This window comes from Nostoc sp., assembly GCF_036919575.1.
Lineage (GTDB): Bacteria > Cyanobacteriota > Cyanobacteriia > Cyanobacteriales > Nostocaceae > Nostoc.
In genome coordinates this window covers 62,312-88,563 of record NZ_JBALBY010000016.1, presented here as the reverse complement: position 1 = coordinate 88,563, position 26,252 = coordinate 62,312, and the positions used below count along the sequence as shown (strand labels likewise).

The window sequence follows — 26,252 nt, the reverse complement described above, 5'->3', positions numbered from 1 at the left end:
CACTGTACTGAGGATGTAAGCTTGACCTGCAAGGGAAATAGCATCTTTTGCACCCACTGTCACATTCCCCGCATTCCCCTGTCCATAAGTTGAGGTAGAAAGTTGAGCGCCATCACTTAGAGAGAAGTCACCAGAATCGATGAAAATGTTACCTCCATTGCCTTTTGATCCCAAGCGCACTAAATTGCGAATTATGCTCCCAGAACCTGCAATTTTGATTTCCCCGGTAGCTTTGAGGGTAATATCCCCGGCAACAGTTTCAGGTGTACCCAAACCTACCCCAATACCAGCAGAAAGGAGACTTCCTCCTAATATCTCTAAATTACGGGCATTAACTGCAATATTACCGCTACCAGCCCCAGTCACAAATACACCCGCTTGATTGGTAAGCGATATATCAGCACGAGTCACATTAAGAGGGAATTTCAAGCTGAGATTATCCCGATTAAAAACAAGATTGACATTTCCCGGTGCTGCTAACCCCCCGAATTCAACTCTCCCACCATAAGCATTTAAATTGCCGCCATCCATGCTGACATTACCGCCCACTAGCAGCAAACTTTTACCATCTCCTACTCGTAAACCATAAGCATTAAGACCTGCGGGAGTTATTCCTGCTGGTGCAATTGACCTGTTTTCAATTCTGCTAGGCTGAAGTTGATTGAAGAACAATGCCGAAGGATTAACTGTTAGTAATGCAGAAGGAGTCTGAGGATTAGTTGCACTAAATTCTAAGCGATCGCCAAACACAAATGAATTCGCCGTACTCGCCACAAATGAACCCGCCACATCCAACCGTGCATTGTTTCCAAAAATGATCCCATTGGGATTGAGAAAAAACAAATTTGCACCACCATTCACCCCCAAAGTGCCGAGAATATTCGAGATATTACTTCCCGTCACCCGTGTGAGAATATTGGAGATTCCCGTGGGATTGGCAAAATAAACACGCTGCAACTCTCCCACATTGAATTCCTGGAAACTATGGAACAGGTTTGCACCACGAATTGCTCCGCCATCAATGCGATCGCCAACACTACCTTTAATATTCACATTGGGAGTTATTCTTGAAGAGCGATCGCCCAAGGTTCCATCAGGGGTAATCTGGGCTAAGGCGTGATTTTCAGAACCAAATATGACATGAGCAAGCACTCCAATAATCCTAAAAACTCCTAATAAACCTGAGCGCCAATTCCGATCTCCACAGATTGCCATATCAGAACCAGCCTCGCTTGCTCATTTCCTACCCGTGAATATGCAATCAATCTATAGCGCTTCGGGTTGAGTTCAATACAGACCTAACCCCCAGCCCCTTCCCTACTAGGGTTGGGGAGTAAGGTTTTAAGCCTCTCTCCTTTTTTTAGGAGAGAGGTCAGAGTGTATTTAATACAAACGAGAAACGCTATAGCGGTTCTCGCTTGAGTGAGATACAAGAACCCCACCCCCAACCCCCTCCCCGCTCTTCGAGAGGGGACTATGATGGACTTCATGTGATTAGGAAACGCTATACGCTATATTGATAAATTTTTCTACAATTAATTTCAGCAGATACTTTAACTAGATGATAGTAAAGTTTCTAAAACTTTACATTAGGTAATGCTGACCAAAAGAAAAAGTTACAAATCACTCATCAACCTCGCCTTACGGAGAAAGAATTGCAGCACCGTTTCTTCACGGGAAATAATATCAACCCTACCCTCCATGCCCAATTGAATGTGACACTGGTTTTTCCCTTTACCTAAAACCAGAGTTTCTGGTTCAATAGTCACTTCATAGAAAGCACCAGCCGTTGGTGCTTGCCGACTAACAGATGTGTCAGTAGATGAATTGCTATTATTCTTTTGGGGAGTAATCGCATCTGGAGAAATCGCCTGCACTTTTCCATTCAGAGTACCATAATCTGGGTAAGGACAAGCGCTGACCCGCATTTGGACTTTTTGACCAATTTTTAACTTACTTTGATTTTCAGATGCCACTACTGCTTTCAAAACTTGAGGCGCATCAGTGGGGACAATTTGCATCACTTCTTCGCCAGGACGCACAGTTTGACCTGGGTTTCGCAAATTGAGTTGAGATATTATCCCATCGGCAGTAGCTGCGATCGCGGTTTGAGCTAAATCTATTTCCCCTTGTTTGAGTTCGCTGGTATCACGCTCTAGCTGCTTCTCAATTTCAATCCGTTGCTTAATTAGGGCTTGACGTTCCTTTTCTGAAGTCGCCTTGTTGCTTTCTCCTCCAGCTTTTTCTTGAGCGATACGTTCAGTAGCAACAGTTACTTCTGCATTACTTGGATTTACGGATGCTTGGGCGCGTTGTCTTCTCGCAATGGCAGCAGATATAGCTTCTTGTAACCGTTGAATTGTTTCTGTTTGCGCCTCCACTGCTGCTTGTTGCGCCTTTACCGCTTGCTCTTGCTGTTTTGCAGCTAATTGTGCTTCTTCCAATTGATCCTTAGATAGCGCCCCTTGGGTGGCTGCACTCTCATATCGGTTCTGTTTTGACTGGGCTACACCCAAAGCAGCTTCAGCAGCATGAAGATTCGCTTGTGCTGTTTTTAACTGTGCTTTCCCAGCCTGCAATTCTGACTCAGCAATTCTGACGTTAGCATCAGCTTCTTGGAGTTCGGAAACAGTGGTAAGATTTTTATCTCGATATTCCCGACGGCGACCGCTCAATTCGGCTTGGGCACCAGTAATAATCCGGTTTACGCGGTCAGTTTCGGCTCGAATCTGGCTGTTGAGGGCATTAATCTGGGCATTGATTTGCACTAGTTGTAACTTAGATTGTTGAATACTAGTTTGCAATTGGCTATTTTTCGTTTGCAGACGGGAGTCGTCGATAGTTGCGATCGCATCTCCTTTTTTGATAACTTGATTTTCTTTGACATAAATGTGCATTACCTGACCTTCAATCGCCGCTTGCACAATTCGCAATTCACCCACCGGACGCACAACCGCCTGTCCTTGGACGGTGACTTTATATTTAGTGACAGCAGCGATTGGAACAGCTAGTCCGAGAACGCAGAGAATAAACATTCCGCCAAAGGTTGTCCAACGATTAATTGGTGGAAGAAATTCATTAGTTTGAATTGGAGGTAGAAAATCTGTATTGCTAACCATGATGTAATATGAATAAACCGCAGAGGCACAGAGAAAACAGAGATTTTTACAACTGATATCATGTCCGGGCAATTAAGCATAAAACCCGGAACCCCACCCCGCCAAAGCTGCGCTTTAGCTCCCCTCCCCGCCGGCGGGGAGGGGCTGGGGGTGGGGTTCTTTTATTATGGGTAATTTGGCGAAGATGATATGATTTAGAATTGCTATCTTACATTAATGGCAACAGACTTGCCGTTACGTTGAGCCGAGGAAGATGTCAGCGCCAACGCATCCTGAGAGGGGAAAATATCATCGAGGAAATCTAAATGTTCACCGGGTAATTTCCGCAATTCTTCTGGTGTACCTTGAATCTTTAAGCGTCCTTGTTCTAAAAGTACAATTAAATCTGCTCTTTGTATGACCTTGGGACGGTGACTAATCAGAATAGTCGTTTTATTATGACGATGGGATAAAAGTCTATCTAGTACTTGTCTTTCGCTTACAGGGTCGAGTGCGCCCGTGGATTCATCTAAAATTAAGATCGGTGGCTCAGTAACTATTGCTCTGGCGATCGCTAATCTTTGGCGTTGTCCACCGGAAAGATTTGCACCAAATTCTCCTAAGACAGTTTGATATTTATCGGGTAGTTTGCTAATAAATTCATCTGCACCAGCAATTTGACAAGCTCTGACAATTTCTTCAAAACTGATGTGGGGATAGCTAAAGTGGAAGTTATCAATAATAGAACGACTCCAGAAGTGGGGTTCTTGAGGAACTAATACTACCTGTTGTCGCAGACATTCTAAAGACAGGTCTTGCTGATTATAGAAACCATAACGAATATTGCCAGACTGAAGTTTATATAAACCAGTAATCAATTTCGCCAGGGTACTTTTACCACAGCCAGATTTGCCAATTAAAGCAATGACTTGACCGCCAGGAATAGTTAAGGAAAAATCTTCTAGTAGGTCAACTCTACCTGCGTGATGAAAGTTAAGTTCAGTGCAAGTAATATCCGCATTCCCAGGAATTTGTGCCCAAGGCTTTTTGAAATCATTCTCGTCTTCTGGGGTAGCATCAATAACTTCTGTCATCCGTTGAATGACAATCTGGGCAGTAATAAACTGATCTACTAAGCCGATCGCAGCACTTAGGAAGCCCAGAAAATTGCCACTCATGCCGTTATATGCCATCAATTGACCGATTGTTAAGGTGCGATTAATGACTAAATAGCTACCCATCCAGAGGATGCCAATACTAATGAAAGTGGAAAGAACGCCAGTAATTGTACTGCTATAAAGTCCCAGCTTCATCGTACTCCAGCCCAGGTGGGCGAGGCGACCATAATTCCCTTGGTATTCTTCCCAAGCTTGGGGAGTGGCTTGGGTAGTTTTTAATACTTGCACACCACGAAATGTTTCCACCAAAAAGCCTTGGTTTTCTGTACCAGAAACAATCATATTGCGGGTTTTCTGGCGCATCGCGGGTAAGAAAAGCAAGTTAACAGCTGTGACAATAATAAATGCAACTATGGAAGCTAGAGTTAGTTCCCAACTGTAAAAGAGCATAATGCCCAAGGAAATTACAGCGATAAAAAATTGACTTGGTAATCCGAGGACAATTTGGGAAACTAAGTTATTGATGGACTTAACATCAGAAATGCGGCTGACAACTTCCCCACTGCGTCGTCCTTCAAAGTAGGAAAGGGGTAAATGTAAGAGTTTGCGTCCGTATTCGAGGATTAGTCCTAATTGCAATTTTTGACCAAAGTGACCGATGAGATGAGATTGTACTAAACTAATGGCGCTTCTAATTAAGTTCATGGCAATAACGCCAATTGCCACAGTAGTTAGTAGTTGGGTATCACCTCGTACTAATACATCATCGGTGAGGAGTTGCATCATAAAGGGAGATGCTAAAGAAAGCAGTCCAATGGCGATGTTAATTGCGATCGCTTGGGCGAGAATAAAGCGATAGGGCCAAACCCGTTGCATATAACGCCCAAGACCGCCAATTTTATCTGACTCTTGTTGATAAAAGCGGCTGTCGTCAGGAGTTAGCAGTAACATCACGCCATTACCCCAACCTGCAACTAACTCCTGGCGGGTCAGGTAACGGATACCAACACCAGGGTCAGCGATGACATATTTCTTACCTTTTTGTCCGTATAAAACTACCCAGTGGTAGCCCTTCCAGTGAATAATGACTGGTAGGGATATTTGGTGTAATTGGTCGATTAGTTGGGGAGTGGCTTTAACTTGGCGAGCATTGAATCCTAGTACTTCGGCTCCTCGCTTCAATCCCAGCAAGGATGTTCCTCTAGAACCAGTACCTACGGCTTCCCGGACACGGTTGAGGGTAAATGTGCGTCCGTAGTGTTTGGCAATGGTGGCTATACTTGCTGCACCACAGTCTTCTTCACTGTGTTGAAGGACTATTTGGTATTTCATTTTCAGGTGCAATTAATTAATACTGAGTGAAAAAATACAGTCGGGTCAAATGACCCGACTTGATTGAGCATTTAGCTTGTCATATTCGACTTTTCACTGCTTGGCTGAGGCAGTAAAAGGTCATTGCGCTTAGGCTATACTGTGCGAGGAACTATATTTGGAGTCGGATTAGAACTAGGACTACCAGGAGTATTTGAAATTAAGACTAAAGTATTGCCACTTGCAACATCAAAAACATTTTTTCCTGGATCTGGAACTAGTTTTTGGTTAGCTACAGCATAGCCAGGTCCAATCTGTGAGTCGAAGCTAACAGTTGGTGCTGTAGAGTAACTATATTGGTTATCATCGCCAGGGTTCAAAAAGTCACTTATTCCGTTAATATTGTAGTTGAGGGGAATACCCGAATTATTGGTGAGATCGTAGGTAAAACCACCTTCGATCACTGCTCCTTCTTCGAGAGTTAATTCGGTGAACAGTTGTTCTTGACCAACAGCAGAATAGTTAGAAGTAGAAGTGATATTGTCGGTATTTGACATTGTTTTTCTCCTTGATTGTAATTGACTGGAAGTTCTGGAAATAAATTTTTCCCAGATAAACTTGTTACTTCGAGGTTCAAAATAAAAGTTGGCTCAATGACTCTGGAATTAAAACTTAATTCCAAGTAAAAGTCACCAATTAGGCACTAATTAAATGCCCCATACAGAGATAACTCGATAAAGTTTAATTCACCTTGTTTGCACCTTTTTTTAGTACTTAGTAGGTGAATCTCTCTGCATATCACTCTTTACGACGGCTTTTAGTTTTTATGCACTTGGATCAGAAAAATTTTGGAAAAATCTGTAAAATCCCTACGCAGCAAGGAATTAGCTTTTGGCTGTATCGCTGTATAATTGAGAGCAGCTATGGTTCAAACAACGGCAAATATTCCATGCAACCCCGACAGGGCATTGTTGAAATCTTGTGTACCTTTGTGCAATTTGAGGGTAAATGTGCGTCCATAGTGTTTGGCAATGGTGGCTAGACTTGCTGCACCACAGTCTTCTTCACTGTGTTGAAAGACTATTTGGTATTTCATTTTCAGGTGCAATTAATTATGAGTGAAAAAATACAGTCGGGTCAAATGACCCGACTTGATTGAGCATTTAGCTTACAGGTTGAGGCACCCCTACATTTACAGGCGGATTAGAACTAGAACCACCAGGAGTACTTGAAATTAAGACTAAAGTACTGACATTTGCAACATCAAAAACATTTTCTCCTGGTTCTGAAACTAGTTTTTGGTAAACTGGAACATAGCCAGATCCAATCTGTGAGTCGAAGCTAACAGTTGGTGCTGTAGAGTAAGAATATTGCGTCTGATCACCAGGGTTCAAAAAGTCACTTTTTCCGTTAATATTGTAGTTGATGCCAACACCCGAATTATTGCTGAGATCGTAGGTAAGACCACCTTCGATCACGGCTCCTTCTTCGAGAGTTAATTCGGTGAACAGTTGTTCTTGACCAACAACAGAATAGTTAGAAGTGATATTGTCGATATTTGACATTGTTTTTCTCCTTGATTGTAATTGACTGGAAGTTCTGGAAATAATTTTCTTCCAGATAAACTTGTTACTTCGAGGTTCAAAATCAAAGTTGGCTCAATGACTCTGGAATTAAGTTTTAATTCCAAGTAAAAGTCACCAATTAGGCACTAATTAAATGCCCCATACAGAGATAACTCGATAAAGTTTAATTCACCTTGTTGGCACCTTTTTTTAGTACTTAGTAGGTGAATCTCTCTGCATATCAATCTTTACGACGGCTTTTAGTTTTTATGCACTTGGATCAGAAAAATTTTGGAAAAATCTGTAAAATCCTTATGCAGCAAGGAATTAGCTTTTGGCTGTATAATTGAGAGCAGCTATGGTTCAAACAACGGCAAATATTCCATGCAACCCCGACAGGGCATTGTTGAAATCTTTTCTACCTTTGTGCAATTTGAGGGTAAATGTGCGTCCGTGGTGTTTGGCAATGGTTGCTAGGCAAGCTGCCCCGCAGTCTTCTTCAGTGTGTTGGAAGACTATTTGGTATTTCATCTTCTGGTGTGATGATTGGTGAGAAAATATAATCGGGTCTTGTGACCCGACTGTATTCAGTGTTTAGTTTTTCCATTCAGACGTTTGACTATGCCAATTTTAGATTTTAGATTGCCGATTTTAGATTTTTTTGGTTCATGCCCCGTCCCTAGTGGGCGGAACAAATCCAAAATCCCAAATTTAAAATCATAATGCCCCGCACCCTTGCGGTCTCTTTCAATCCAAAATCCAAAATCCAAAATCCAAAATTGATTGACTGCTTGGGGGTGTAGTCAAAAGTAAAAAGTAGTTAGTAAGAGCGATCGCTTGGCAGTCCGTCAAGACGCACCGATCTGCGATCCACCCCAGTCTTTACCTAATTCCCAGAGTTGGCTCCCGCCATAATATGCAGATTTGGCGGCGAGATGAATCGAGGGCAAAAAACGAGACGTTCCCCAACCATAACTGGCTGCAAGCCAGTGAGTCCAAGTGAACAGTTGAGTTTTTTGCTTTCTCCATGTTATGATTTACGTTAGTGTGCATGACGTAAATATGCTGGTATTTGAGGCCAAACTTGAGGGAGAAGATGAGCAGTATCAAGCGCTTGATGAAGCGATTAGAACTGCTCGTTTTGTTCGCAATGCAAGCCTTAGATATTGGATGGATAACAAGGGTATTGGGCGATACGACCTCAGTAAGTTCTGCGCTGTGCTTGCTGCTAACACCGAGTTTCCTTGGGTGTCTAAGCTTAATTCGATGGCTCGTCAAGCCAGTGCTGAAAGAGCGTGGTCTGCGATTGCTCGGTTTTTTGATAACTGCAAGAAAGGTAAACCGGGGAAAAAAGGTTATCCTTTGTTCAAGAAGGAACAAACCCACGGTTCTGTTGAGTACAAAACTTGTGGGTGGCGACTTTCTGATGACCGCAGGTATATCACTTTCTCTGATGGATTTAAAGCAGGAACTTTCAATCTCTGGGGAACCCGTGACCTGCATTTCTACCACAGGAAACAGTTTAAAAGAGTGCGGGTTGTACGTCGTGCAGATGGCTATTATTGCCAATTTTGCATTGACCAAGAGCGAGTAGAAAGGCGAGAACCAACGGGTAAGACTATTGGTATTGATGTAGGCTTGAACCACTTCTACACCGATAGCAATGGGGAAACCATCGCCAATCCCCGACACCTACGTAAAAGTGAGAAGTCTTTGAAACGGTTGCAACGCCGTTTGTCTAAGACTAAAAAAGGTTCCAACAACAGAGTCAAGTTTAGAAACAAACTTGCGCGTAAACACCTCAAAGTAAGTCGCCAACGCAAAGACTTTGCTGTTAAGACAGCAAGGTGCGTAGTGAGGTCTAACGACCTCGTGGCGTATGAAGATTTGCAGGTGCGTAATATGGTCAAGAATCATCGCTTGGCTAAGTCTATCAGTGATGCGTCGTGGTCGCTGTTCCGTGAATGGGTTGAGTATTTTGGTAAAGTATTTGGCGTGGTAACTGTTGCGGTTCCACCTCACTACACCAGTCAGAATTGCTCTAACTGTGGTGAAGTTGTCAAAAAGACTCTTAGCACTAGAACTCATATTTGTCCTCATTGTGGACATACTCAAGATAGGGACTGGAACGCAGCACGAAATATATTAGAAAAAGCCTTGAGTACGGCGGGTCACGTCGGAACTAACGCCTCTGGAGAGACTGATCAATACAAGAGGTGAGGAAACTCCTCTTCTTGCAAATCAACTCGTGGAAAGAGGAAGCCCAAAGAGCGATCTTTGGAATCCCCCGCTATATCAGGTACTCCTGATTAGCGGTGGGAGGATGTCAATATTAGGTCTGACTGAGTAGGGACTCTTTAGGATGTCAGACAACCAGTTCAGTTAGACTTCGTAAAATTCATATCTCCTTCCTGGTGCTAGATCCTGAGTCCTATTTTGTACCCCTGGCGCCAGTAGATCAAGATCCCAACTTGCTGTAGCTATTGGATCTAGACCGAGAAAATTTGAAACTTGCCCTGGGGCAATGGCAAGATTACTGCCAGCGTTAGGAGCATCATAGGCTAAGTTATAGGACAAATTGTAGCTAGTGCCATTTGTTATTTGAAGAACTGTCGGGTTGGGTGTAGGGATACCAGGATTACCGCCGATACCGCCGACAGCTGTTTGGACAGGCACGGCGGCCCTAGCTGGACCGGCATCTCTAATTAAAACTGTAAACTGTCCTCCCTCAAGCATTGCTCCTTCTTCGAGAGTTAATTCGATGAACAGTTGTTCTTGACTAACAACAGAACTGTTAGAAGTAGAAGTGATGCTGTCGATATTTGACATTGTTTTTCTCCTTGATTGTAATTGACTGGAATTTCCTGAAGGAATTTTTCCAGATAGATTTGTTACTTCGAGGTTCAAAATCAAAGTTGGCTCAATCACTCTGGAATTAAGTTTTAATCTCAATTAAAAAGTCACCAAATAGGCACTAATTAAATGCGCCATACAGAGATAACTCGATAAAGTTTAATTCATCTTGTTTGCACCTTTTTTTAGTACTTAGTAGGTGAATCTCTCTGCATATCACTCTTTACGACGGCTTTTAGTTTTTATGCACTTGGATCAGAAAAATTTTGGAAAAATCTGTAAAATCCTTATGCAGCAAGGAATTAGCTTTTGGCTGTATCGCTGTATAATTGAACGTGAGTTCGACAAATCTTGTTTGACCTCTCAAGAGCAGCCCCTCGACCTTGGCGTCAGCCTGCCGTTTTAGGCAAGCCCAGAGGGGAGTAAAAAGCTTAATTTTTCGTTGCTCCTCCCTTTCCGTTTCGGAGAGGGAGGCTGGGAGGGAGAGGTTCATTGAACTCACGTTAATTGAGATCAGCTATGTTCAAACAACGGCAAATATTCCATGCAACCCCGACAGGGCATTGTTGAAATCTTTTCTACATTTGTGCAATTTGAGGCAGACCAATTTAGTGGTTGGGCAACAGATGCCAAACTGCGACGCAGTATGAAAGTTTGCCTTACGGGGTCGTTAACTGAGAAATCAGATACCTTTTGGGCTGTTTACTGGTATAAAGTTTGGCAGAATGAATCTAGTACTGTGGCGATCGCACATATTTCTGCTTACTTACAAGAGGTGTGCTATTGGACTGCAAGAAAATTCGCCCTCAAGTTTGCCACACAATCGTCTCTAGCAGACTGTTTTCAGATGGCGATCGCTCATATTAACAAAATTCTCAAAACTTTCAATCCTCAATACAGTTCGCATTTAAAAAGCTATGCAGAATTAGCTTTTGAATCGATTATCAAGGATGTACTGCGCTTACGAAAGGAAGCAAACATTTGCTCAGACTGGGCATTATTACATAAACTCAGCCGCAAACGACTAGTGCAGTCATTACAAAATGCCGGATTTAACGCTCAAAGTATCGAAAGTTATATTTTAGCCTGGGAATGCTTTAAGGAACTCCACACAGGTGACAATACAAAAATTCGCCAGCTTACCAAACCAGATGTTCTGACTTGGGAGGCTATTACTAATCTTTATAATGTAGAACGTTTAAGCCGATTGAGTTCACCCACCGCCGCAGTCAACCAGAAAACCATAGAAAGCTGGATATTATCTTCTGCGAAAGCTGCTCGTACCTTCCTCTATCCTAAGATTGTTTCCGCAGACGCTCCCCTCAAAGAAGATGATGGTAATTTATTAGAGATATTGCCTGCAAATTGGCAAACATCTTTACTAACGGAAATTATTGAGCAGGAAGAAGCTGCGAATGCACGAAATCAGCAAGCTCAGTTAAACGAATTTTTGCACCAAGCGATCGCTGCAATGGATGCCAAGTCACAACAACTACTACAAGCTTACTACGGTCAGAAGCTGACTCAAACAGAAGTTGCTGCACAGTTAGAAATTAAGCAATATACTGTTTCCCGTCGCCTTAGCAGCATTAAAAAGTCATTGCTGCTGACTTTAACGCAGTGGAGTCAAAACACCTTGCATATTTCTCATAAATCTGACGTAATAGATACTATAAACACAAGCTTAGAGGAATGGCTCAAAGTCCAATATAGCCATACCTTCGGGGCGGGAGTAGGGAGTAGGGAGTAGGAAGTGGGGAGTAGGGAGTAGGGAGTGGGGAGTAGGGAGTAGAGACGCGATTAATCGCGTCTCTACTAGGGAGTGGGGAACAGAAGAGAAAACTAGAGATAGAAAATTTGGTTTTAAGCCTCGCCCGATGCGATGCCCGTAGCTCTGCCGAACGCGAGTGCGTCTCGTAGAGAAGGGTTAAGCGAAAAAATTCCTATTTTCCAAAGTAGGTTGAAACCCCGCCCCTTGTGGTAATACTTAGTTTCCCCACTCCCCACTCCCCACTCCCCACTCCCCATTCATTTTTTAATATGGAGCCATTCTAAAATTATGTTTAACACACCTCCCGCATTCATTATTGACTCACGGCAGTTATATTTAGAAATTTCCCAATCTCCAGAGGAGCAAGAACAGCCATACTCAACAGCTGGTGCTTGTCAACGTGGGTGGATAAATCAAATTTGCTTGCAAGCATTTTTGCCTTGGTTCAAAGAGGAAATTGCCCCCACTGCTAGGGTTTATCCCAACAGTGCGGCATTACCGAGTTTTTGGGAAGTAGTCAATGGTACAGCGATTAATTTTGATTGCGATCGCCTTGTATTAATTCCCACCCTCGCTATAGATAACGATGAGTTGCGCGTACCGCAGGAATGGGTAGATATACCAGAGTGGGTTGCTGACTACTACATAGCAGTACAGGTCAATCCCGATGATGGCTGGATGAAGATTTTTGGCTACACAACCCATAAAATTCTGAAAACAAAAGGGGTTTATGATGCTGGCGATCGTACTTACAGCTTGGAAACTGAAGATTTAATTTCAGATATCAATGTGCTGTGGGTTACACGCCAACTTAATGATCCAGAAGCCTTACGCGCCCAGATTGCACCTTTAACTCCGATTGCCAAAACCCAGGCAGAAAACCTCTTAGAAAGGTTGGGTAATCCCGATGTGAAATTCCCGCGTTTGGCAGTTCCATTTTCACTATGGGGTGCGCTCCTGGCACATAGCGGTTGGCGTAAAAAATTGTATGAGCTGCGTCAGGGTTTACTCATCCAATGGTCAATTCCGCAATGGTTGCAGACAGGAGTAGGCAATTTAGCTCAACAGTGGGGATGGGAAAAAAGAGAATTCGTCGTGTCTACAGGAATGCGGAGTGCAGAACCATTCCTCGGCTTGTCTCGGCAAATAATAGTTGCAGAGGATAGATACGAGTTACGTATTTTCCCAAAAAGCGCTTCTGAGGAATATGTTTGGCGCTTTGAATTGCGAAGTGCAACTCCTAGTGGTCAAATTCCTGCTGGGTTTAAGCTTCGGCTACTAACAGAAGACTTACAAGCTTTTGAGAATAATGAAGATGCAGCAACAACTCCTGTAGATATGTTGTATTTGGAAGTAATTTTGGAACTAGGAGAAGGATTAGTTTGGGAAATAGAACCCGCACCTGAAGATTATGACCGAGAGATTTTGCGGTTTTAAAGAAGAATTCAGAAGTCAGAATTCAGGAGTCAGAATTCAGGAGTCAGAATTCAGGAGCGGAGCCGGAGCAGGGCGAAAGCTCCGGTCAGAATACCTAACATGAATTCTGACGACTGGCGCTAATATTGCTGTTTGATAATAGATACAACTCAGCATCTGTGGAGAACTCGTTGTGGGCAAGTTAGTCATCTTAAAGTTAGGGGAGGGAAACTTTGAACAAGGGTTTCCGGTGACGCTACAGATTGGCGATGAAAATGTCCGCCCTAGTGTGGAAATTACGGGTGCGCTTCCCCCCAACCCAGAAATTCTCCGCGATTATTACCGTTGGCAATCTATTTATCGTAATTTAAGGTTGCCATCTCGTCCTATTGGTTTACCCAAGGAACTTAACCAAGCCGCCAGCCTAGAAGACTGCCAGCAGGTGACTGAGGAATTTAAAATACGTTTTAATACTTGGCTTGCTGCCGATTCCTTTCGTCCTATCCGCGAGAAATGGTTGGAAAAACTCAGGCTTGCGGATAATATCCGTGTGCTTTTACAAACCAAAGACCTCCGATTACAGAAACTCCCCTGGCATCTTTGGGATTTGCTGGAACGCTATCCCCAGGCGGAAATAGCCCTGAGCGCTCCCGCCTACGAACAAGTCAACCGAACCGCAACCACATACGACAAAGTAAAAATCTTAGCGATTTTGGGTAACAGCCAAGGAATTGATACCAAAGCAGACCAGGCGCTGCTTAATTTGTTACCGAATACAGACATCACTTTTTTAGTTGAACCACAATGCCAAGACCTGACTGAGCAGCTATGGGAGCAGCATTGGCAGATTCTATTTTTTGCCGGACACAGTTCTACTCAGGAAACGAATGAAATCGGAAAAATCTACATCAATCAAACTGAAAGTCTCACAATTAGCCAGTTAAAATATGCCCTGAAAAAGGCAGTGGAACGAGGTCTACAACTGGCGATTTTCAATTCCTGTGATGGCTTGGGATTGGCACGGGAGTTTGCTTCTTTGCAGATTCCCGAAATTATCGTGATGCGAGAGCCTGTACCCGATCGGGTGGCGCAGCAGTTTTTAAAGTATTTTTTGGAAGCCTTCGCGCAGGGAAACTCGTTGTATTTAGCTGTGAGGGAAGCACGAGAAAGGTTACAGGGGCTAGAAAATCAATTTCCCTGCGCGACATGGTTGCCTGTGATCTGTCAAAATCCGGCAGAGATGCCGTTGAATTGGGGGGAATTATTTAGAAATACACCCAATCTTCCCACATCTTTGTCTAAAACTACGGCTGTTAAAAGAATCACAAATCGGCTTGGGTTCTCATTGCTCTTACTGACGAGCATGGTAATGACTGGAATATTAACAGGGGTAAGGTATTTGGGTGTGATGCAACCATTAGAATTAAGTGCGTTTGACCAAATGTTACGCTTGCGTCCTGCTGAGAAACCAGACTCACGCCTATTGATTGTTGCTGTGACTGAAGAAGATGTGCAGGCGCAAAAACAGGAAAAACCTCAAGGTTCCTTGTCAGACAAATCACTTGCTCAACTCTTAGAAAAATTAGAGACATATCAAGCACAAGTTATTGGTTTGGATATATACCGAGATTATCCAGTGGGTAAGGATTATCCAGCATTGGCAGAACGAATGCGAAAAAGCGATCGCTTTGTGGGGGTGTGTCAACTCAGCGATTCCCAAGCCGGAAAACCAGGTGTGAAACCACCACCAGAAGTTTCTCCAAAGAGTCTAGGTTTTAGCGATATTGCCGTAGATTCAGATAATGTCGTGCGTCGCCATCTGTTAGCGTTAACTCCCTCACCCTCATCTCCTTGTACTGCCTCCTATGCCCTGAGTGTTCAACTTACATTGCGTTACCTGTACGCGAAGGGAATTAAGTTACAATTTACCCCTGATGGCGCGTGGCAATTAGGGAAGCAGGAATTTAAACCAATAGAAGCTCATGCCGGAGGTTATCAAGGGATTGACGCTTTTGGACACCAAATTTTGTTAAATTATCGCTTCTCTGGTTCCCCAGATGCGATACCTTCGGTAGGCTTCGCCAACGCACCACATATTACTTTGAGACAAGTGCTAACGGGTAAGCTGAATGCCAATGCAGTCAAAGGCAGGATAGTCATTATTGGCACAACAGCAGAAACTTTTGGTGATTACTGGTTAACTCCCTACACCACTCCTAAAGGGAAATTACAGGCAATACCAGGAGTATTTTTACAAGCCGAGATGGTCAGTCAACTGCTCAGTGCTGCTTTGGACGGAAAACCTCTGTTGTGGACTTGGCCACTTTGGGGTGAAGTAATGTGGGTTTGGGGTTGGTCTTTTTTAGGCGGTTTGCTTACTGCTTATCTGCACCGATTCACTTACTTAAGCTTGGCAGCAGGTATAGCTATTATCAGTTTATATGCTAGCTGTTTTATATTTTTTATTGCATATAGTTGTTGGGTTCCTCTGATTCCTGCTATGTTGGCTTTAGGAGGTAATAGTTTAATAGTTACAACTTACTTAAACATAAAATTTAAAAATTAATATTGAAGAAGAATTCAGAATTCAGGAATCAGAATCAATCAGTCGGGGATTGGGACTGGGTACTGATTGAAGACCACTAAATCGTAGATTTGGTGTGGGTCTAAAAAGAGTCTATTCATCCGCTTTTTTGGTCAAAATACCTAACATGAATTCTGACGACTGGCGTCTTTATTCTGTTTCGATAACGCCAATTTTAAACATGAAAACCACCGTTCAGCAGGTAGGAGGCAGGAGGCTTTATGAAAAGCTATTGGCAAAAAATACAATTAATCGCTGCATTCGGGATGGCTTGGTTGGGAATTATCGGCTCTTCTCCAATGATTTGGATAACACCATCTGCCGCCGCGCCTGTGACATTTTCGCCTCCTCCGCCTCCTCCAGACAGGGGTGCAACAGGCGATCGCGGAGGAGCTGCAAGTCGTGGTTGTGGTGTTAGTAATCAGTCTGTAATTGCACTTGTACCTGTATATAAACAGACACTCAAGCAAGGAAAAACAGAAGCAGTTTCTGTTACTAAAGTTTGGGGCTTGACGACCGAGAAACATCCAACTTTTTGGTTTTTTGTCCCCTATAAAAAATCTACAATTAATTCCATTGAGTTTGTTCTCAAAGATGAGTCAACTAAACTAAGTCAAACTCTTTATCGAACAACAGTAACAATCCCAGAAGAACCAGGAATTATTAGTATTCAGTTAAACGCAACTACTCCCCCATTGGAAGTAGACAAGATGTATCACTGGTTTTTCAAGATTAAAATCAATTGCAATCCCCAACAACCTCCAGAGCAGGAGTATGTGGAAGGATGGGTGCAACGGGTGAATCTAAATCCTAAATTAGTAGATAGCCCGAAGCAAGCAACTCCTCTGCAACGGGTAAAGCTTTATGCCCAGAATGGCATTTGGTACGATGCCTTAACTACTCTGGCTGAATTACGTCTTGCCAAACCTGAAGATCCAACTTTAGCGGTGGAGTGGATGAATTTGCTTAAATCCGTAGATTTAGAGAATTTAGCTAAACAACCACTTTTGAAGAAGAATTCAGGAGTCAGAATTCAGGAATCAGAATCAATACTTCGGCAGAGCTACGTAACCATCAGTCGGGGATTGGGACCCGCCACTGATTTAAGACCACCCTTTACCGTCTAGTCCTCCAGTCAAGGGATTTAAGCACCTGGAAAACTGCGGTGATCTTGAAGCAACTAGGTCGTGCGAAGCGTCAGTGCGATTCGTTCAGTCGAAACCTGAATAAGGAGGATGACTGGCTTTGGTTGAGTAACCCATCAAGGGTAGAGTTCGCACTTTAAATCCTCAATCAATGACAACTCACTATCCATGTAGGTGTGGAAACCTAGCCGAGCCAAAAGCTAAGAAAGCTAGAAGAGAAAGGGAAAGATTGAAGTTACCCAACTCTAATTATAACCCAATCAAAAATACACCAAGTCCTACTGTCCCGGTGCGGGATTAAAAGCACACAGCGCCCTCTACCGTGAGGTAGATGAGGAGTTTCCCCTGTATCTGGATTGACAACCCAGACGCAGAAGCGGGAGTGAAAGCAGTTGAGGCGGTAATAGCTGAAAACGCAAGCTGCTAGCAGGAGTTCATGGGTAGAACAAACAAATTGCCAAAAGCACGTCTTGAACTGGCAGGGCAACTAAAACTAACTGGCAAATCCAAACCTACACGTAGAGTTTGGATTCCAAAACCAGGAAAAGAAGAAAAACGCCCATTAGGAATACCCACAATGTACGACCGCGCACTACAAGCTGTAGCGAAGGCTACACTTGAGCCAGAATGGGAGGCTATTTTCGAGCCAAACTCCTACGGTTTTAGACCTGGAAGGTCATGCCACGATGCGATAAAACAGATTAAAAACTGTATTCAAATCAAGGCAAAGTACGCGCTAGACGCGGATATAGCCCGATGCTTTGACCGCATCAACCATGAGGCACTGCTCCAAAAGTTGAACATCAAAGGAAAAGTCAGGCGACAAATAAAAGCTTGGCTAAAATCCGGGGTAATCGATTCAGGAGCATTCAGTGCAACATCTGAGGGAACGCCGCAGGGCGGTATAGTTTCACCACTATTAGCAAACATAGCCCTCCACGGCATGGAAGAAAGGATAAAACAGGAATTCCCAATGATGCCTCTCACAGGTAGGGAAACTTGGTTTCACAAAAAGGGAACGTCCTTTCGCACCCCTAATGTTATCCGTTATGCAGATGACTTTGTGATTCTCCATGAAAATAAAGCCGTTGTCCAAAGATGCCGAAAAATTATCTCGGAATGGTTAGCTGGTATAGGACTTGAATTAAAACCAGAAAAAACTCGGCTAACTCATACATTCAACCCTGAATTAAGTGAGGATGGAAAAGCTGGATTTGACTTTCTCGGTCATCACATCCAACAATACCCCGCCGGAAAATACCGGAGCAATATAGATGCCCAAGGTAAAATATTAGGTTTTAACACCCTCATCACCCCATCCGCGAAGGCGAGTAAGGCTCACCAAGAGGAAATCAAAAGAATCATCACAAAACACAGGTCTTCACCCCAAGCGGTACTAATAAAAGACCTTAACCCTGTCATAAGGGGATGGACTTCTTATTTTTCTAACTCCGATGTCAAAACCGTTGGAGAACTATCGAAACAAGATTACCTCACATACCTGAAACTTCGACGATGGGCAAAACGCCGATGTGGAAACATAAATGATGGACACATCAAATATTGGACTTCCATTGACAGTGATAACTGGGTATTCGCAACCAGGGAAGGGTACGCGAACCCCCTACGGTTACTAAAACATAGGGAAACAAGTTGCAGTAGCACTGACTATGTGAAAGTTAAAGGCGATAAAAGCCCTTACGATGGCGACACAGTTTACTGGAGCAAAAGACTAGGAACACACCCCCAAATGCCCAACCGTAAGGCAAAGTTGTTAAAACTTCAATTGGGGAAATGTCCTTGGTGCGGCTTAAGCTTCCAAGAATGGGATGTTTTAGAAGTAGACCACATCACCCCCAGAGCCATTGGCGGCAAGGATGAATACAAAAATCTGCAATTACTGCATCGGCATTGTCACGACGAAAAGACCGCACTTGACCTAAAAGAAATACGGAAGAAAGACCGCTCCAAATTCCTAGAGAAACTCTCTCAATTCTGGAACAAATTTAACTGGGAGTGGATACATGATATTCCTAATTTCATAGGTCAAAAGGTTAGGGAGTCCGATTTGACAAAAGGATAACACACTGAGTAGCCGTGTGCAGTGAAAGTTGCACGCACGGTTCCGAATGGGAGGGGTGATGCAGTAATGCACACCTCGACCCTACCAAAATCTCAGGTGGATGTTGCTAAAAACGACTTGGGGAATGTAGAAACCCCAAGCTCAGGCGAAGCCAGCTTGGGGTAGTTCATAGAAATTCAACTTAAAGAGAGACTACTGAGGGTCATCCAAGACGGAACTGTGAGCTTGTGGTTCTTGAATGCGGTGTTGTATATAGCTCCGTCGAGCCTTTGCGATTTCTTGATAAACCTTCTTGCGAGCTAAGTTGACGCTACCTAGGGGCGCGTGTTCAGTCAGGGTATGCCAGGGGTTGAAGGAGAGTCCTTCATTCAACCGATCCCGCTCCTGGAAGTCGAATTTCTGAGTGGGAATTCTAATAGTTGCAAGCTTAATAAACGGTGAGTCTTCTTCTTTCCACTCTTGCATCGGATCTTCGATAGGGGTTTTCTCGTCATTGACATAGGACTGTACCAGAAAGTCAAAGGTGGCCTCTTGACCGTCTGCCGACAGATAGGCGACTATTGCTTCACGCAGGTAATTCTCGGAGTCGGGGATCGAATTGGGAGACTCTTGCTGTTGAGGTTTTACGGAATATTTGATGGACTGAGAACCCAATTGATAGGGCGTTGTACTCCAGTATTGAATCAGCAGGGGATTGGCAACTTGTTTGCTGGTGACTGCCTTAAGGATTTCAAAAGTGGGGGCTAGCGATCGCAATTCTTCTGCATCTGCCTTACCAACGCTTGCTTTCGTCAGGATGGCAAACCCTTGAGCATTTTTCACAAAAAAGATCGGAGTATTAATCAGCAGAAAATCTTGAGTTTCCTGCTCATCATCCAGTACTTTTTGACCCTCTACCTGCATGAGTTTGATGGCCATTGCTCGAATATCGGGTTCTAAATCTGACTTGAGTTTACCGCGCTTCTCGGCATCGGAAGCATTTGAGAAACGTACCCAAATTGGATAAGTCTTAGACTGAGCGAAAATGCCAACCTGTAATGATTGGGGAATGTTGTCTTCAATAATAAATTCTCCCCAAACTAAGCCGTGGCTTTTGGGATGATCTTTCCGCAGGTCTGGCCCTTTTTCAGCTTGAACATCGAGATCGATATCCAGAATAGTATCAGTTGCCGCTTCTTGTGTAGTAGTAGATAAGTTGGCATGAGTCATGGTTTTTCTCCTTTTTTTAACCAAATTCGGCAGGTTTAATTACGAACCCCAACCTGCAAAGGAAACTTGACGGCGATAAAATTTAATCTCGCAATTTCATTGCGTTCTGATTGCTCTGCAACAAGCTCAATCCCATGATTAAGATAATCTCACTTGAGTGAGGTACAAGAACCTCACCCCCCCGAAGAGCAAGCGAGGAGGGGACTATGATTTAAGGTGCATTGGAGTAACCAGAACGAAAAGACTTGATACTTTGTTGTTCTGGATTATACTTATTTCTTAAAATGCTTCCAATATCATTTCCCATAACATGAATTGAGATGGATGGTGCAAATACCGTAGTGGCTTTCACAGAGTGAATATCTCCATCGGGAGGCAACAAATGGTAAATTTCACCGCGTTTTACTTGATACAGACCAACAATCTCTAACTGAGCAAATCCTTCTAATTCACCATTATCTAGGCGATGGTACACAGTTTCTTCTTGTTTGCCTTGATACAACCCGACAAGTCCCCAAGATAAATGGTCGTGGATAGGGGTAATGGAATTAGGAGGAATCACTAAACTAAAAATAGTTAGCTCTTGAGAACGATACAGCAACCATTGTCCGATACCGCCGCCTAAACCACTGTCAGGGTTTGGTTGAGCAAAATGTTCTGGTAGCCAATCCTGTCTCTGGAGTAGGGCAGCAAAATAGGGTTCAAGGATATTGAGGGTTTTTGTGTGATTACGATTTGTGCTAGCAATAATTTCTTTGGCAGTAGCCACAAACTCAGATAATTCAGGACTATCAACAAACCATTGGTCTGTTTCTGAGGGTTCGAGAGTAGTTGTGTGAGGCATAAAATATTAGATGTAGGATTCAGGATGAGAACTTACTCTAGGCAACGGTGACTATTTGTTGTTCTCTTCGATGTACTTCTTTTTTTACCAACGGAATTACATCTTGACCAGAGGCGATCGCATCTTCCACGGGTCAAAACCGCGAATCAAAAGTGTTGTCACTCCAGCATCGTAATAATCAAATAACGATTCTGCTATTTGTTTTGGAGTCCATACTAAGGCACTAGTACCGCAAGGCGGAATTCGTAATTCGTAATTCGTAATTAATTGTTTGCAAGGGTTTGAGACATTTCAAATGGGTGGCTTATTTACGCCGTGCTGTACTAGTATTACTATAATCTCCTGTAGTAAGTAGGTCGGCGCAATTAAAGCTAAGTGCTGAAGGCTGTCATTTGTCCTCTCTTACAAAGTTCTGAGCGGAGGAAACCTCCGCTCAGACTTTGCGCTTTGTCACTTGTACTGAGCGACGTCGAAGTATTGGTCATTAGTAAGGGCTTAAAGCCTATTTACATTTCGTAATATACTTGGGTTTTTTCGCGCCAACTCACTTATATACAATCAGTGCCCACAGACATTTGTCGTAAATTTCACTGTCTTGGGCTTCCACTAGTGCGAGTGCAACCAGCAGTTAGAACACTGATAAACAGAGTTGTCACTAAAAAGCTACTGATTTGTTGTGATCTGGACTGTGAGATAAAAATCATCAGTGTAGTCCAAATGAATTAATAACCTACTGTTTGATCTACGATGTTACGCAGAGGTTTATCTTGGCGATAGCGGGTAAAATTATCGAGAAAAAGTGCAAGCGATCGCTCCTTAACTCTGGGAGAATTACCAGAACAGTGGGGTGTAATAAAAACGTTGGGCAAAGACCACAATGGACTTTCTGCTGGTAGTGGTTCTGTAAACACTGTGTCTAAAGCAGCCCCCGCAATTTCACCATCCTCTAATGCTTTCACCAGTGCAAATTCATCTACAATTGCACCACGAGCAATATTAATTAAATAAGCACTGGGACGCATCAAATGCAGTACCTCAGCATCAATCATGCCTTTAGTTTCCCAGGTCAGAGGCGTGGCAATCACAACATAGTCGGCTTCACCCAAAAGTGCTTTCCATTCATCTGCACCAACTACTTTGTCAAAGTTAGGTTGCGGTTGCGGGTGACGACGACTCCCAAAAATCCGCATCCCAAAAGCTTTAGCACGGGACGCAATTTCTTGCCCAATTCCACCTGCACCGATAATTAATAAGGTTTTATCTAGTAATTCTTGAATTGGCAGACCTTTTTGCCAATGGTGTTGAGTCTGTTGTTGGTGTAATTTGGATAGTTGCTTGGCATGAAACAGCATATAAGCAATGACGAATTCGGCAATGGGAATCGCGTGAACTCCCGCACCGTTAGTCAAAATCAGGTTACGTTCTATATATTTGGGTGTAAAGATGGGTGTAAGGATGTGATTTACACCCGCATTTGGTGCATGATGCCAACGCAATTGCGGTGCAGATTCTAAAACTCGATGCAATGTTGTTGGTTTCAGGAAAAACCAGCTAAAGTAAACTTCGGCATCTTTAGCATCGCCATCAAAGTTACCTTCGCTGTCCACACGCACAACTACTATGTCATCAGGTAGATGAGCCTCAAGTTCTGTGGCTACGTCTGTTGGTAGAATAATTTTCAAAGTTGACAACTCCCTTCACGTTGCTTTGTCGTGAAAAAGCAGGTGCGATCGTCGCCTAGATTTAAAAATTCCATCCATGACATTCTCGCACCCACCTCAACTGCCATAAGATATCCATCATCAGGTAACAGATTGCAATTTAGTGCTTGGCTCAAAAAACCAATGCCTTCAGTAGCAATGATGACTGTGTGCGATAAACTACGTCCCACCGTAGGCGATGGGCTACGGTGGGGCGTAGTTTATCGCAATTCATACTTAATACTCTTTGTCGGTCGTATTACCGTAGTTTGCATATAAAAAAAGCTTTGCACACTTTTTTTATAAAATCAAGGGCTATCTTAATAAAACTTAAAACTAACTAATGAAACAAAATTGTAAGTAATAGCAAAAACTAGGACTTACGCATTGACAGAGACAACCAAATGTGCATCACATCTCCTTACAAGGCTCTGCCTTGTAATGCTCTTGTGGGAGGGCTGCTGCCTCCTGTCAAACTGGGAGGCAGCAGCCCTCCGAGCGATCGCATTCCCAGGCAGCAGGCCAGGAACGATGTAGGGCAAGACTTTTATCTTAATCAGCTTCATATCCACATGATGCTCAATTTGTAAAGTGCGTAAGTCCTACATCTTATCAAGAAGATAATACACTAACTTGACCGATTTACCGTAAATTATGGTAAAATGCAAATTTAGCTGAATTATCGAACAGAATTCAGGAGTCAGGAGTCAGAATTCAGAATGAATTCTGTACGAAAAAGCGGATGAATAACCGGAGTTTTTGCACCCCCACCAAATCTATGATTTGGTGGTCAACTTTCGTAGTGGCGGGTCCCAATCCCCGACTGAAAGATTGCTGAATTCTGAATTCTGGATTCTGCATTCTTCTTCAACATCATTACTTGTTCTAAAAATCCTGTCAATCGAACAGATTAGTATTTCACCCGAAAAAAGAGGTAAAACTTAATGTTGAAATTTTTATTTCAGCGCCTAATAATCTATTGGCAAAAATGGGTTATTTTCAGATTTGCCAATCCAAGGCGATTCTTATCTATTGTCCCGATAAAATTTACTGGGGCATTTATTACTGGCTTATGCGTCAGCTTGTTATTTGCTGCTTGTACAGTAAATAATCCAACTAATACTACAACATCTGCCAATAATTCCACTCAAACCAAAGCATCAGTAGTCAGAATAGGCTATCAAAAATCCTCAATTCTCCTAAAAAATAAAGGGTTTTTAGAAAAGCGATTACAACCTGAAGGTGTATCTGTTCAATGGATTGAATTTCAGGCTGGTCCACAGCTTTTAGAAGCCATGAATGTTGGCAGTATTGACTTAGGAAATACTGGAGAATCGCCACCAATTTTTGCCCAAGCAGGAGGTACTGCAATTACATATATCGCCGGAATTGCCCCAAGTCCTGCTGGTTCAGCAATTCTTGTTTCCAAAAATTCTGCCATCAAAACAGTCAACGATCTCAAAGGTAAAAAGATTGCTTTCCAAAAAGGTTCTAGCGCCCATTATCTGCTTGTGCAAATTTTAGAAAAATATGGTTTGAAATATAGTGATATTCAACCTATATATTTACCACCAGCCGATGCTCGTGCTGCCTTTGTCAGAGGTAGTGTTGATGCTTGGTCAATTTGGGACCCATTTTACGCAGCAGCGGAGAAATCTGCCAATGCTCGTGTATTAATTGATGGTACAGGAATTAATAAACAAGGAGGATATTACCTTGCCAGCCAAAAATTTGCTAGCCAACAGCCAGAACTTATTAAGACAGTGTTAGAAGAAATTCAAAATTTTGAACAATGGGCTGATCAACATCGAGATGAAGTAGCTGCAAATCTCTCCTCCATTTTGGGCATTGATTTAGAAACAATGCAAAAAAGTACTAATAGAAGAAAGTTTGGCCTTATACCAATTTCTCAAGAATTAATTACTCTTCAGCAGCAAGTTGCTGATAAATTCTATGAACTTAAATTGATTCCCAAAGAAATTAACGTCAAAGAAGCGATGCTTACACCTGAGCAATATGCAGCTTTTTCACCCAAAACTAAATAATTAGTAGTTCGTAATTAAGCCTTTTCTTACAGCTATTTTCAGGTAAATAGACCACGCGGGTAGGGGCACAGCAATGCTGTGCCCCTACGACAGATGTGGTTCAAAACTTGTTCGCGGAGCGTCGCGCAGAGAGTATTTGAGACAGGACTTACGCAAACAATAGCCGAAACCCTTATTTTTGGGTAGGGGCAATTCATGAATTGCCCCTACCGCGTGTAGTTTTGCGTAAGTCCTATGAGATTTAGACTGTTTGCAGTTGGAGGTTTTTTTGGAATAGTTCTAAGACTTGTTGCCAAGCGTCGGCGGCGGCTTCGGGATTGTAGCTGGCGCGATGGTTGCAGAAAAAGCCATGTTCTGCACCCTCATAGCGGAAGATTTTATGAGGAATTTGATATTTCTTTAATTCGGCTTCAATTTGTTCTGTGTGTTCTAGTGGGATGCCTTTATCTTCTGTACCAAAGAAGGCGTAAATGGGGGCTTTAATCTGCGAAGTATGGGTGATAGTTGGTTCACCACCACCGGGTGTAGAGTTGGTAATTCCGCCACCGTAGAAGGAAGCTGTAACTTTAATGTCTGGTAAAGTGGCTGCTAAGTACACAACATGACCACCAAAGCAGAAACCAATAGAACCGATCGCATCTTTCTGTACATTTGGTAGAGTTTGCAAATAGTTGATCGCCGCTTGAATATCGCTCAATATTTCCTCGGCTGTGGTCTGTTCTTTATAGGTTCTACCACGCTGGATATCTTCTGGAGTATATTTAGCCTCGAAACCGGGAGCAGTGCGCTGATAAAGTGCGGGAGCGATCGCTACATACCCGTCCTTAGCAAACTTCTCAGCAACTTCCCGAATATGAATATTTACCCCAAAGATTTCCTGAATCACAATCACGCCGGGGAAAGTTCCCTCTTTTGCAGGTTCAGCTAAGTAAGCATCAATTTGCAAATCACCGTTTGGGACTTTAACTTGAGTTGTGCGAATTCCTGTGTTTGTCATTTTAGGATTTAGCCTACAATGTCGTTGAGAGTTGATTGTTGTTGATATTTATCGATATACTACGGTAAACACGTTAACTTACCGTATTTTATAAAAGCATCATTCCATAACCAAGTAAGAAAAACAAGTATGGAGGAAATAAAAGTGTGGCTCACAGGAATCGATCATATTCAGGTGACATCACCACCGGAAGTAGAAAACGCGATGCTGTTTTTTTACAACCAAATTTTGGGACTCACTGAAATTATTAAACCAGAGGCTCTCCAAGCTAATGGAGGCGCATGGTATGTGCTGGGGGATATTCAAATCCATGTAGCTATAGAGAAGCCGGCTAATAACGAAGTATCTAGGCGACATATATGTTTCCGGGTTCACAACTTAGAAGTATTTGCCAAACATCTCCAAGCATATAAGGTAGAAATTATTAGCGATCGCCCCCCAAGCGGATACAATCGCTTTTTTGTCCGCGATCCGGGTGGTAATCGCATAGAAATAGCAGAATTTATCTAAGAG

At 43.0% G+C, this 26,252-nt stretch carries 20 protein-coding genes and 3 pseudogenes; 9 read left to right on the top strand and 14 right to left on the bottom strand.

The genetic code is table 11. The features are described from left to right. From V7K27_RS05710 to V7K27_RS05675, 8 genes and pseudogenes are all read right to left on the bottom strand, one after another. Nucleotides 1-1,215, bottom strand: a 1,215-nt coding sequence (locus V7K27_RS05710; RefSeq protein ID WP_334945145.1) for a filamentous hemagglutinin N-terminal domain-containing protein, incomplete at its 3' end; no start/stop codon positions are given. Between the two features lie 401 nt (nucleotides 1,216-1,616). Then, nucleotides 1,617-3,119, bottom strand: a complete 1,503-nt coding sequence (locus V7K27_RS05705; RefSeq protein ID WP_334945143.1) for an HlyD family efflux transporter periplasmic adaptor subunit — start codon at nucleotides 3,117-3,119, stop codon at nucleotides 1,617-1,619. Between the two features lie 203 nt (nucleotides 3,120-3,322). After that, the gene (locus V7K27_RS05700; protein ID WP_334945141.1) at nucleotides 3,323-5,548 is read right to left on the bottom strand and encodes a peptidase domain-containing ABC transporter; all 2,226 of its coding nucleotides are present in this window, start codon (nucleotides 5,546-5,548) and stop codon (nucleotides 3,323-3,325) included. A gap of 134 nt (nucleotides 5,549-5,682) precedes the next feature. Continuing rightward, the gene (locus V7K27_RS05695; RefSeq protein ID WP_334945139.1) at nucleotides 5,683-6,084 is read right to left on the bottom strand and encodes a hypothetical protein; all 402 of its coding nucleotides are present in this window, start codon (nucleotides 6,082-6,084) and stop codon (nucleotides 5,683-5,685) included. Between the two features lie 395 nt (nucleotides 6,085-6,479). Further along, a pseudogene (locus tag V7K27_RS05690) lies at nucleotides 6,480-6,623 on the bottom strand (cysteine peptidase family C39 domain-containing protein); the annotation flags it as partial. Between the two features lie 67 nt (nucleotides 6,624-6,690). Further along, on the bottom strand, nucleotides 6,691-7,092 hold the full coding sequence (locus tag V7K27_RS05685) for a hypothetical protein (protein ID WP_334945137.1): 402 nt from the start codon (nucleotides 7,090-7,092) through the stop codon (nucleotides 6,691-6,693). Nucleotides 7,093-7,527: 435 nt separating this feature from the next. After that, a pseudogene (locus V7K27_RS36405) lies at nucleotides 7,528-7,623 on the bottom strand (cysteine peptidase family C39 domain-containing protein); the annotation flags it as partial. A 56-nt stretch (nucleotides 7,624-7,679) separates the two neighbouring features. After that, entirely contained in the window at nucleotides 7,680-7,862 is a 183-nt protein-coding gene (locus V7K27_RS05675) for a hypothetical protein (protein ID WP_334945133.1), read from the bottom strand. Nucleotides 7,863-8,154: 292 nt separating this feature from the next. On the opposite strand from V7K27_RS05675, the pseudogene V7K27_RS05670 reads away from it, so the two are divergent. Beyond that, nucleotides 8,155-9,405, top strand: a pseudogene (locus V7K27_RS05670) (RNA-guided endonuclease InsQ/TnpB family protein). 69 nt (nucleotides 9,406-9,474) lie between these two features. On the opposite strand, the gene V7K27_RS05665 reads toward V7K27_RS05670, so the two are convergent. Then, nucleotides 9,475-9,921 carry a hypothetical protein gene (locus V7K27_RS05665; RefSeq protein WP_334945131.1) on the bottom strand — a complete coding sequence of 149 codons (447 nt, stop codon included), beginning with the start codon at nucleotides 9,919-9,921 and terminating at the stop codon, nucleotides 9,475-9,477. 568 nt (nucleotides 9,922-10,489) lie between these two features. Here V7K27_RS05665 and V7K27_RS05660 point away from each other — a divergent pair. The 5 genes from V7K27_RS05660 to ltrA all read left to right on the top strand — a co-directional run bounded on the left by V7K27_RS05660 (nucleotide 10,490) and on the right by ltrA (nucleotide 18,944). Next, nucleotides 10,490-11,695: a sigma-70 family RNA polymerase sigma factor gene (locus tag V7K27_RS05660; protein WP_334945130.1), complete on the top strand. Its 1,206-nt coding sequence runs from the start codon at nucleotides 10,490-10,492 to the stop codon at nucleotides 11,693-11,695. A gap of 309 nt (nucleotides 11,696-12,004) precedes the next feature. Next, a complete protein-coding gene (locus tag V7K27_RS05655; RefSeq protein ID WP_334945128.1) occupies nucleotides 12,005-13,153 on the top strand; it encodes a DUF1822 family protein in 1,149 nt (382 codons plus the stop codon). Nucleotides 13,154-13,325: 172 nt separating this feature from the next. Continuing rightward, nucleotides 13,326-15,698, top strand: coding sequence for a CHASE2 domain-containing protein (locus V7K27_RS05650; protein ID WP_334945126.1), 2,373 nt, complete (start codon nucleotides 13,326-13,328; stop codon nucleotides 15,696-15,698). Nucleotides 15,699-15,937: 239 nt separating this feature from the next. Beyond that, on the top strand, nucleotides 15,938-16,843 hold the full coding sequence (locus tag V7K27_RS05645) for a DUF928 domain-containing protein (protein WP_334945124.1): 906 nt from the start codon (nucleotides 15,938-15,940) through the stop codon (nucleotides 16,841-16,843). A gap of 454 nt (nucleotides 16,844-17,297) precedes the next feature. Beyond that, nucleotides 17,298-18,944 carry a group II intron reverse transcriptase/maturase gene (ltrA, locus tag V7K27_RS05640; RefSeq protein WP_334945122.1) on the top strand — a complete coding sequence of 549 codons (1,647 nt, stop codon included), beginning with the start codon at nucleotides 17,298-17,300 and terminating at the stop codon, nucleotides 18,942-18,944. A 192-nt stretch (nucleotides 18,945-19,136) separates the two neighbouring features. On the opposite strand, the gene V7K27_RS05635 is transcribed toward ltrA, so the two are convergent. The 4 genes from V7K27_RS05635 to V7K27_RS05620 all read right to left on the bottom strand — a co-directional run bounded on the left by V7K27_RS05635 (nucleotide 19,137) and on the right by V7K27_RS05620 (nucleotide 22,888). Further along, a complete protein-coding gene (locus V7K27_RS05635) occupies nucleotides 19,137-20,153 on the bottom strand; it encodes a catalase family protein (RefSeq protein ID WP_334945120.1) in 1,017 nt (338 codons plus the stop codon). Nucleotides 20,154-20,364: 211 nt separating this feature from the next. Next, nucleotides 20,365-20,997 carry a hypothetical protein gene (locus V7K27_RS05630; protein WP_334945118.1) on the bottom strand — a complete coding sequence of 211 codons (633 nt, stop codon included), beginning with the start codon at nucleotides 20,995-20,997 and terminating at the stop codon, nucleotides 20,365-20,367. Between the two features lie 722 nt (nucleotides 20,998-21,719). Continuing rightward, nucleotides 21,720-22,679 carry a D-2-hydroxyacid dehydrogenase gene (locus V7K27_RS05625; protein WP_334945116.1) on the bottom strand — a complete coding sequence of 320 codons (960 nt, stop codon included), beginning with the start codon at nucleotides 22,677-22,679 and terminating at the stop codon, nucleotides 21,720-21,722. Continuing rightward, entirely contained in the window at nucleotides 22,676-22,888 is a 213-nt protein-coding gene (locus V7K27_RS05620) for a hypothetical protein (protein ID WP_334945114.1), read from the bottom strand. The genes V7K27_RS05625 and V7K27_RS05620 overlap by 4 nt, the downstream gene beginning before the upstream one ends. A gap of 213 nt (nucleotides 22,889-23,101) precedes the next feature. On the opposite strand from V7K27_RS05620, the gene V7K27_RS05615 reads away from it, so the two are divergent. Together V7K27_RS05615 and V7K27_RS05610 are read left to right on the top strand one after the other, a co-directional pair. Continuing rightward, nucleotides 23,102-23,287 carry a hypothetical protein gene (locus V7K27_RS05615; RefSeq protein ID WP_334945112.1) on the top strand — a complete coding sequence of 62 codons (186 nt, stop codon included), beginning with the start codon at nucleotides 23,102-23,104 and terminating at the stop codon, nucleotides 23,285-23,287. Nucleotides 23,288-23,641: 354 nt separating this feature from the next. After that, entirely contained in the window at nucleotides 23,642-24,742 is a 1,101-nt protein-coding gene (locus tag V7K27_RS05610; RefSeq protein WP_334945110.1) for a sulfonate ABC transporter substrate-binding protein, read from the top strand. Nucleotides 24,743-24,983: 241 nt separating this feature from the next. Here V7K27_RS05610 and V7K27_RS05605 read toward each other — a convergent pair whose 3' ends face one another. Continuing rightward, nucleotides 24,984-25,739, bottom strand: coding sequence for a dienelactone hydrolase family protein (locus V7K27_RS05605; protein WP_334945109.1), 756 nt, complete (start codon nucleotides 25,737-25,739; stop codon nucleotides 24,984-24,986). Between the two features lie 129 nt (nucleotides 25,740-25,868). Here V7K27_RS05605 and V7K27_RS05600 point away from each other — a divergent pair, with 129 nt between their 5' ends. After that, nucleotides 25,869-26,249 carry a VOC family protein gene (locus tag V7K27_RS05600; RefSeq protein ID WP_334945107.1) on the top strand — a complete coding sequence of 127 codons (381 nt, stop codon included), beginning with the start codon at nucleotides 25,869-25,871 and terminating at the stop codon, nucleotides 26,247-26,249. The last annotated feature ends 3 nt before the right edge of the window (nucleotides 26,250-26,252 follow it).

Excerpts from the sequence above, each read along its gene's own strand:
- V7K27_RS05705 (WP_334945143.1), bottom strand. The coding sequence starts at position 3,119 with ATGGTTAGCAATACAGATTTTCTACCTCCAATTCAAACTAATGAATTT.
- V7K27_RS05700 (WP_334945141.1), bottom strand. The coding sequence starts at position 5,548 with ATGAAATACCAAATAGTCCTTCAACACAGTGAAGAAGACTGTGGTGCA.
- V7K27_RS05695 (WP_334945139.1), bottom strand. The coding sequence starts at position 6,084 with ATGTCAAATACCGACAATATCACTTCTACTTCTAACTATTCTGCTGTT.
- V7K27_RS05685 (WP_334945137.1), bottom strand. The coding sequence starts at position 7,092 with ATGTCAAATATCGACAATATCACTTCTAACTATTCTGTTGTTGGTCAA.
- V7K27_RS05665 (WP_334945131.1), bottom strand. The coding sequence starts at position 9,921 with ATGTCAAATATCGACAGCATCACTTCTACTTCTAACAGTTCTGTTGTT.
- V7K27_RS05660 (WP_334945130.1), top strand. The coding sequence starts at position 10,490 with ATGCAACCCCGACAGGGCATTGTTGAAATCTTTTCTACATTTGTGCAA.
- V7K27_RS05655 (WP_334945128.1), top strand. The coding sequence starts at position 12,005 with ATGTTTAACACACCTCCCGCATTCATTATTGACTCACGGCAGTTATAT.
- V7K27_RS05645 (WP_334945124.1), top strand. The coding sequence starts at position 15,938 with ATGAAAAGCTATTGGCAAAAAATACAATTAATCGCTGCATTCGGGATG.
- ltrA (WP_334945122.1), top strand. The coding sequence starts at position 17,298 with ATGGGTAGAACAAACAAATTGCCAAAAGCACGTCTTGAACTGGCAGGG.
- V7K27_RS05635 (WP_334945120.1), bottom strand. The coding sequence starts at position 20,153 with ATGACTCATGCCAACTTATCTACTACTACACAAGAAGCGGCAACTGAT.
- V7K27_RS05630 (WP_334945118.1), bottom strand. The coding sequence starts at position 20,997 with ATGCCTCACACAACTACTCTCGAACCCTCAGAAACAGACCAATGGTTT.
- V7K27_RS05615 (WP_334945112.1), top strand. The coding sequence starts at position 23,102 with ATGTGCATCACATCTCCTTACAAGGCTCTGCCTTGTAATGCTCTTGTG.
- V7K27_RS05610 (WP_334945110.1), top strand. The coding sequence starts at position 23,642 with ATGTTGAAATTTTTATTTCAGCGCCTAATAATCTATTGGCAAAAATGG.
- V7K27_RS05605 (WP_334945109.1), bottom strand. The coding sequence starts at position 25,739 with ATGACAAACACAGGAATTCGCACAACTCAAGTTAAAGTCCCAAACGGT.
- V7K27_RS05600 (WP_334945107.1), top strand. The coding sequence starts at position 25,869 with ATGGAGGAAATAAAAGTGTGGCTCACAGGAATCGATCATATTCAGGTG.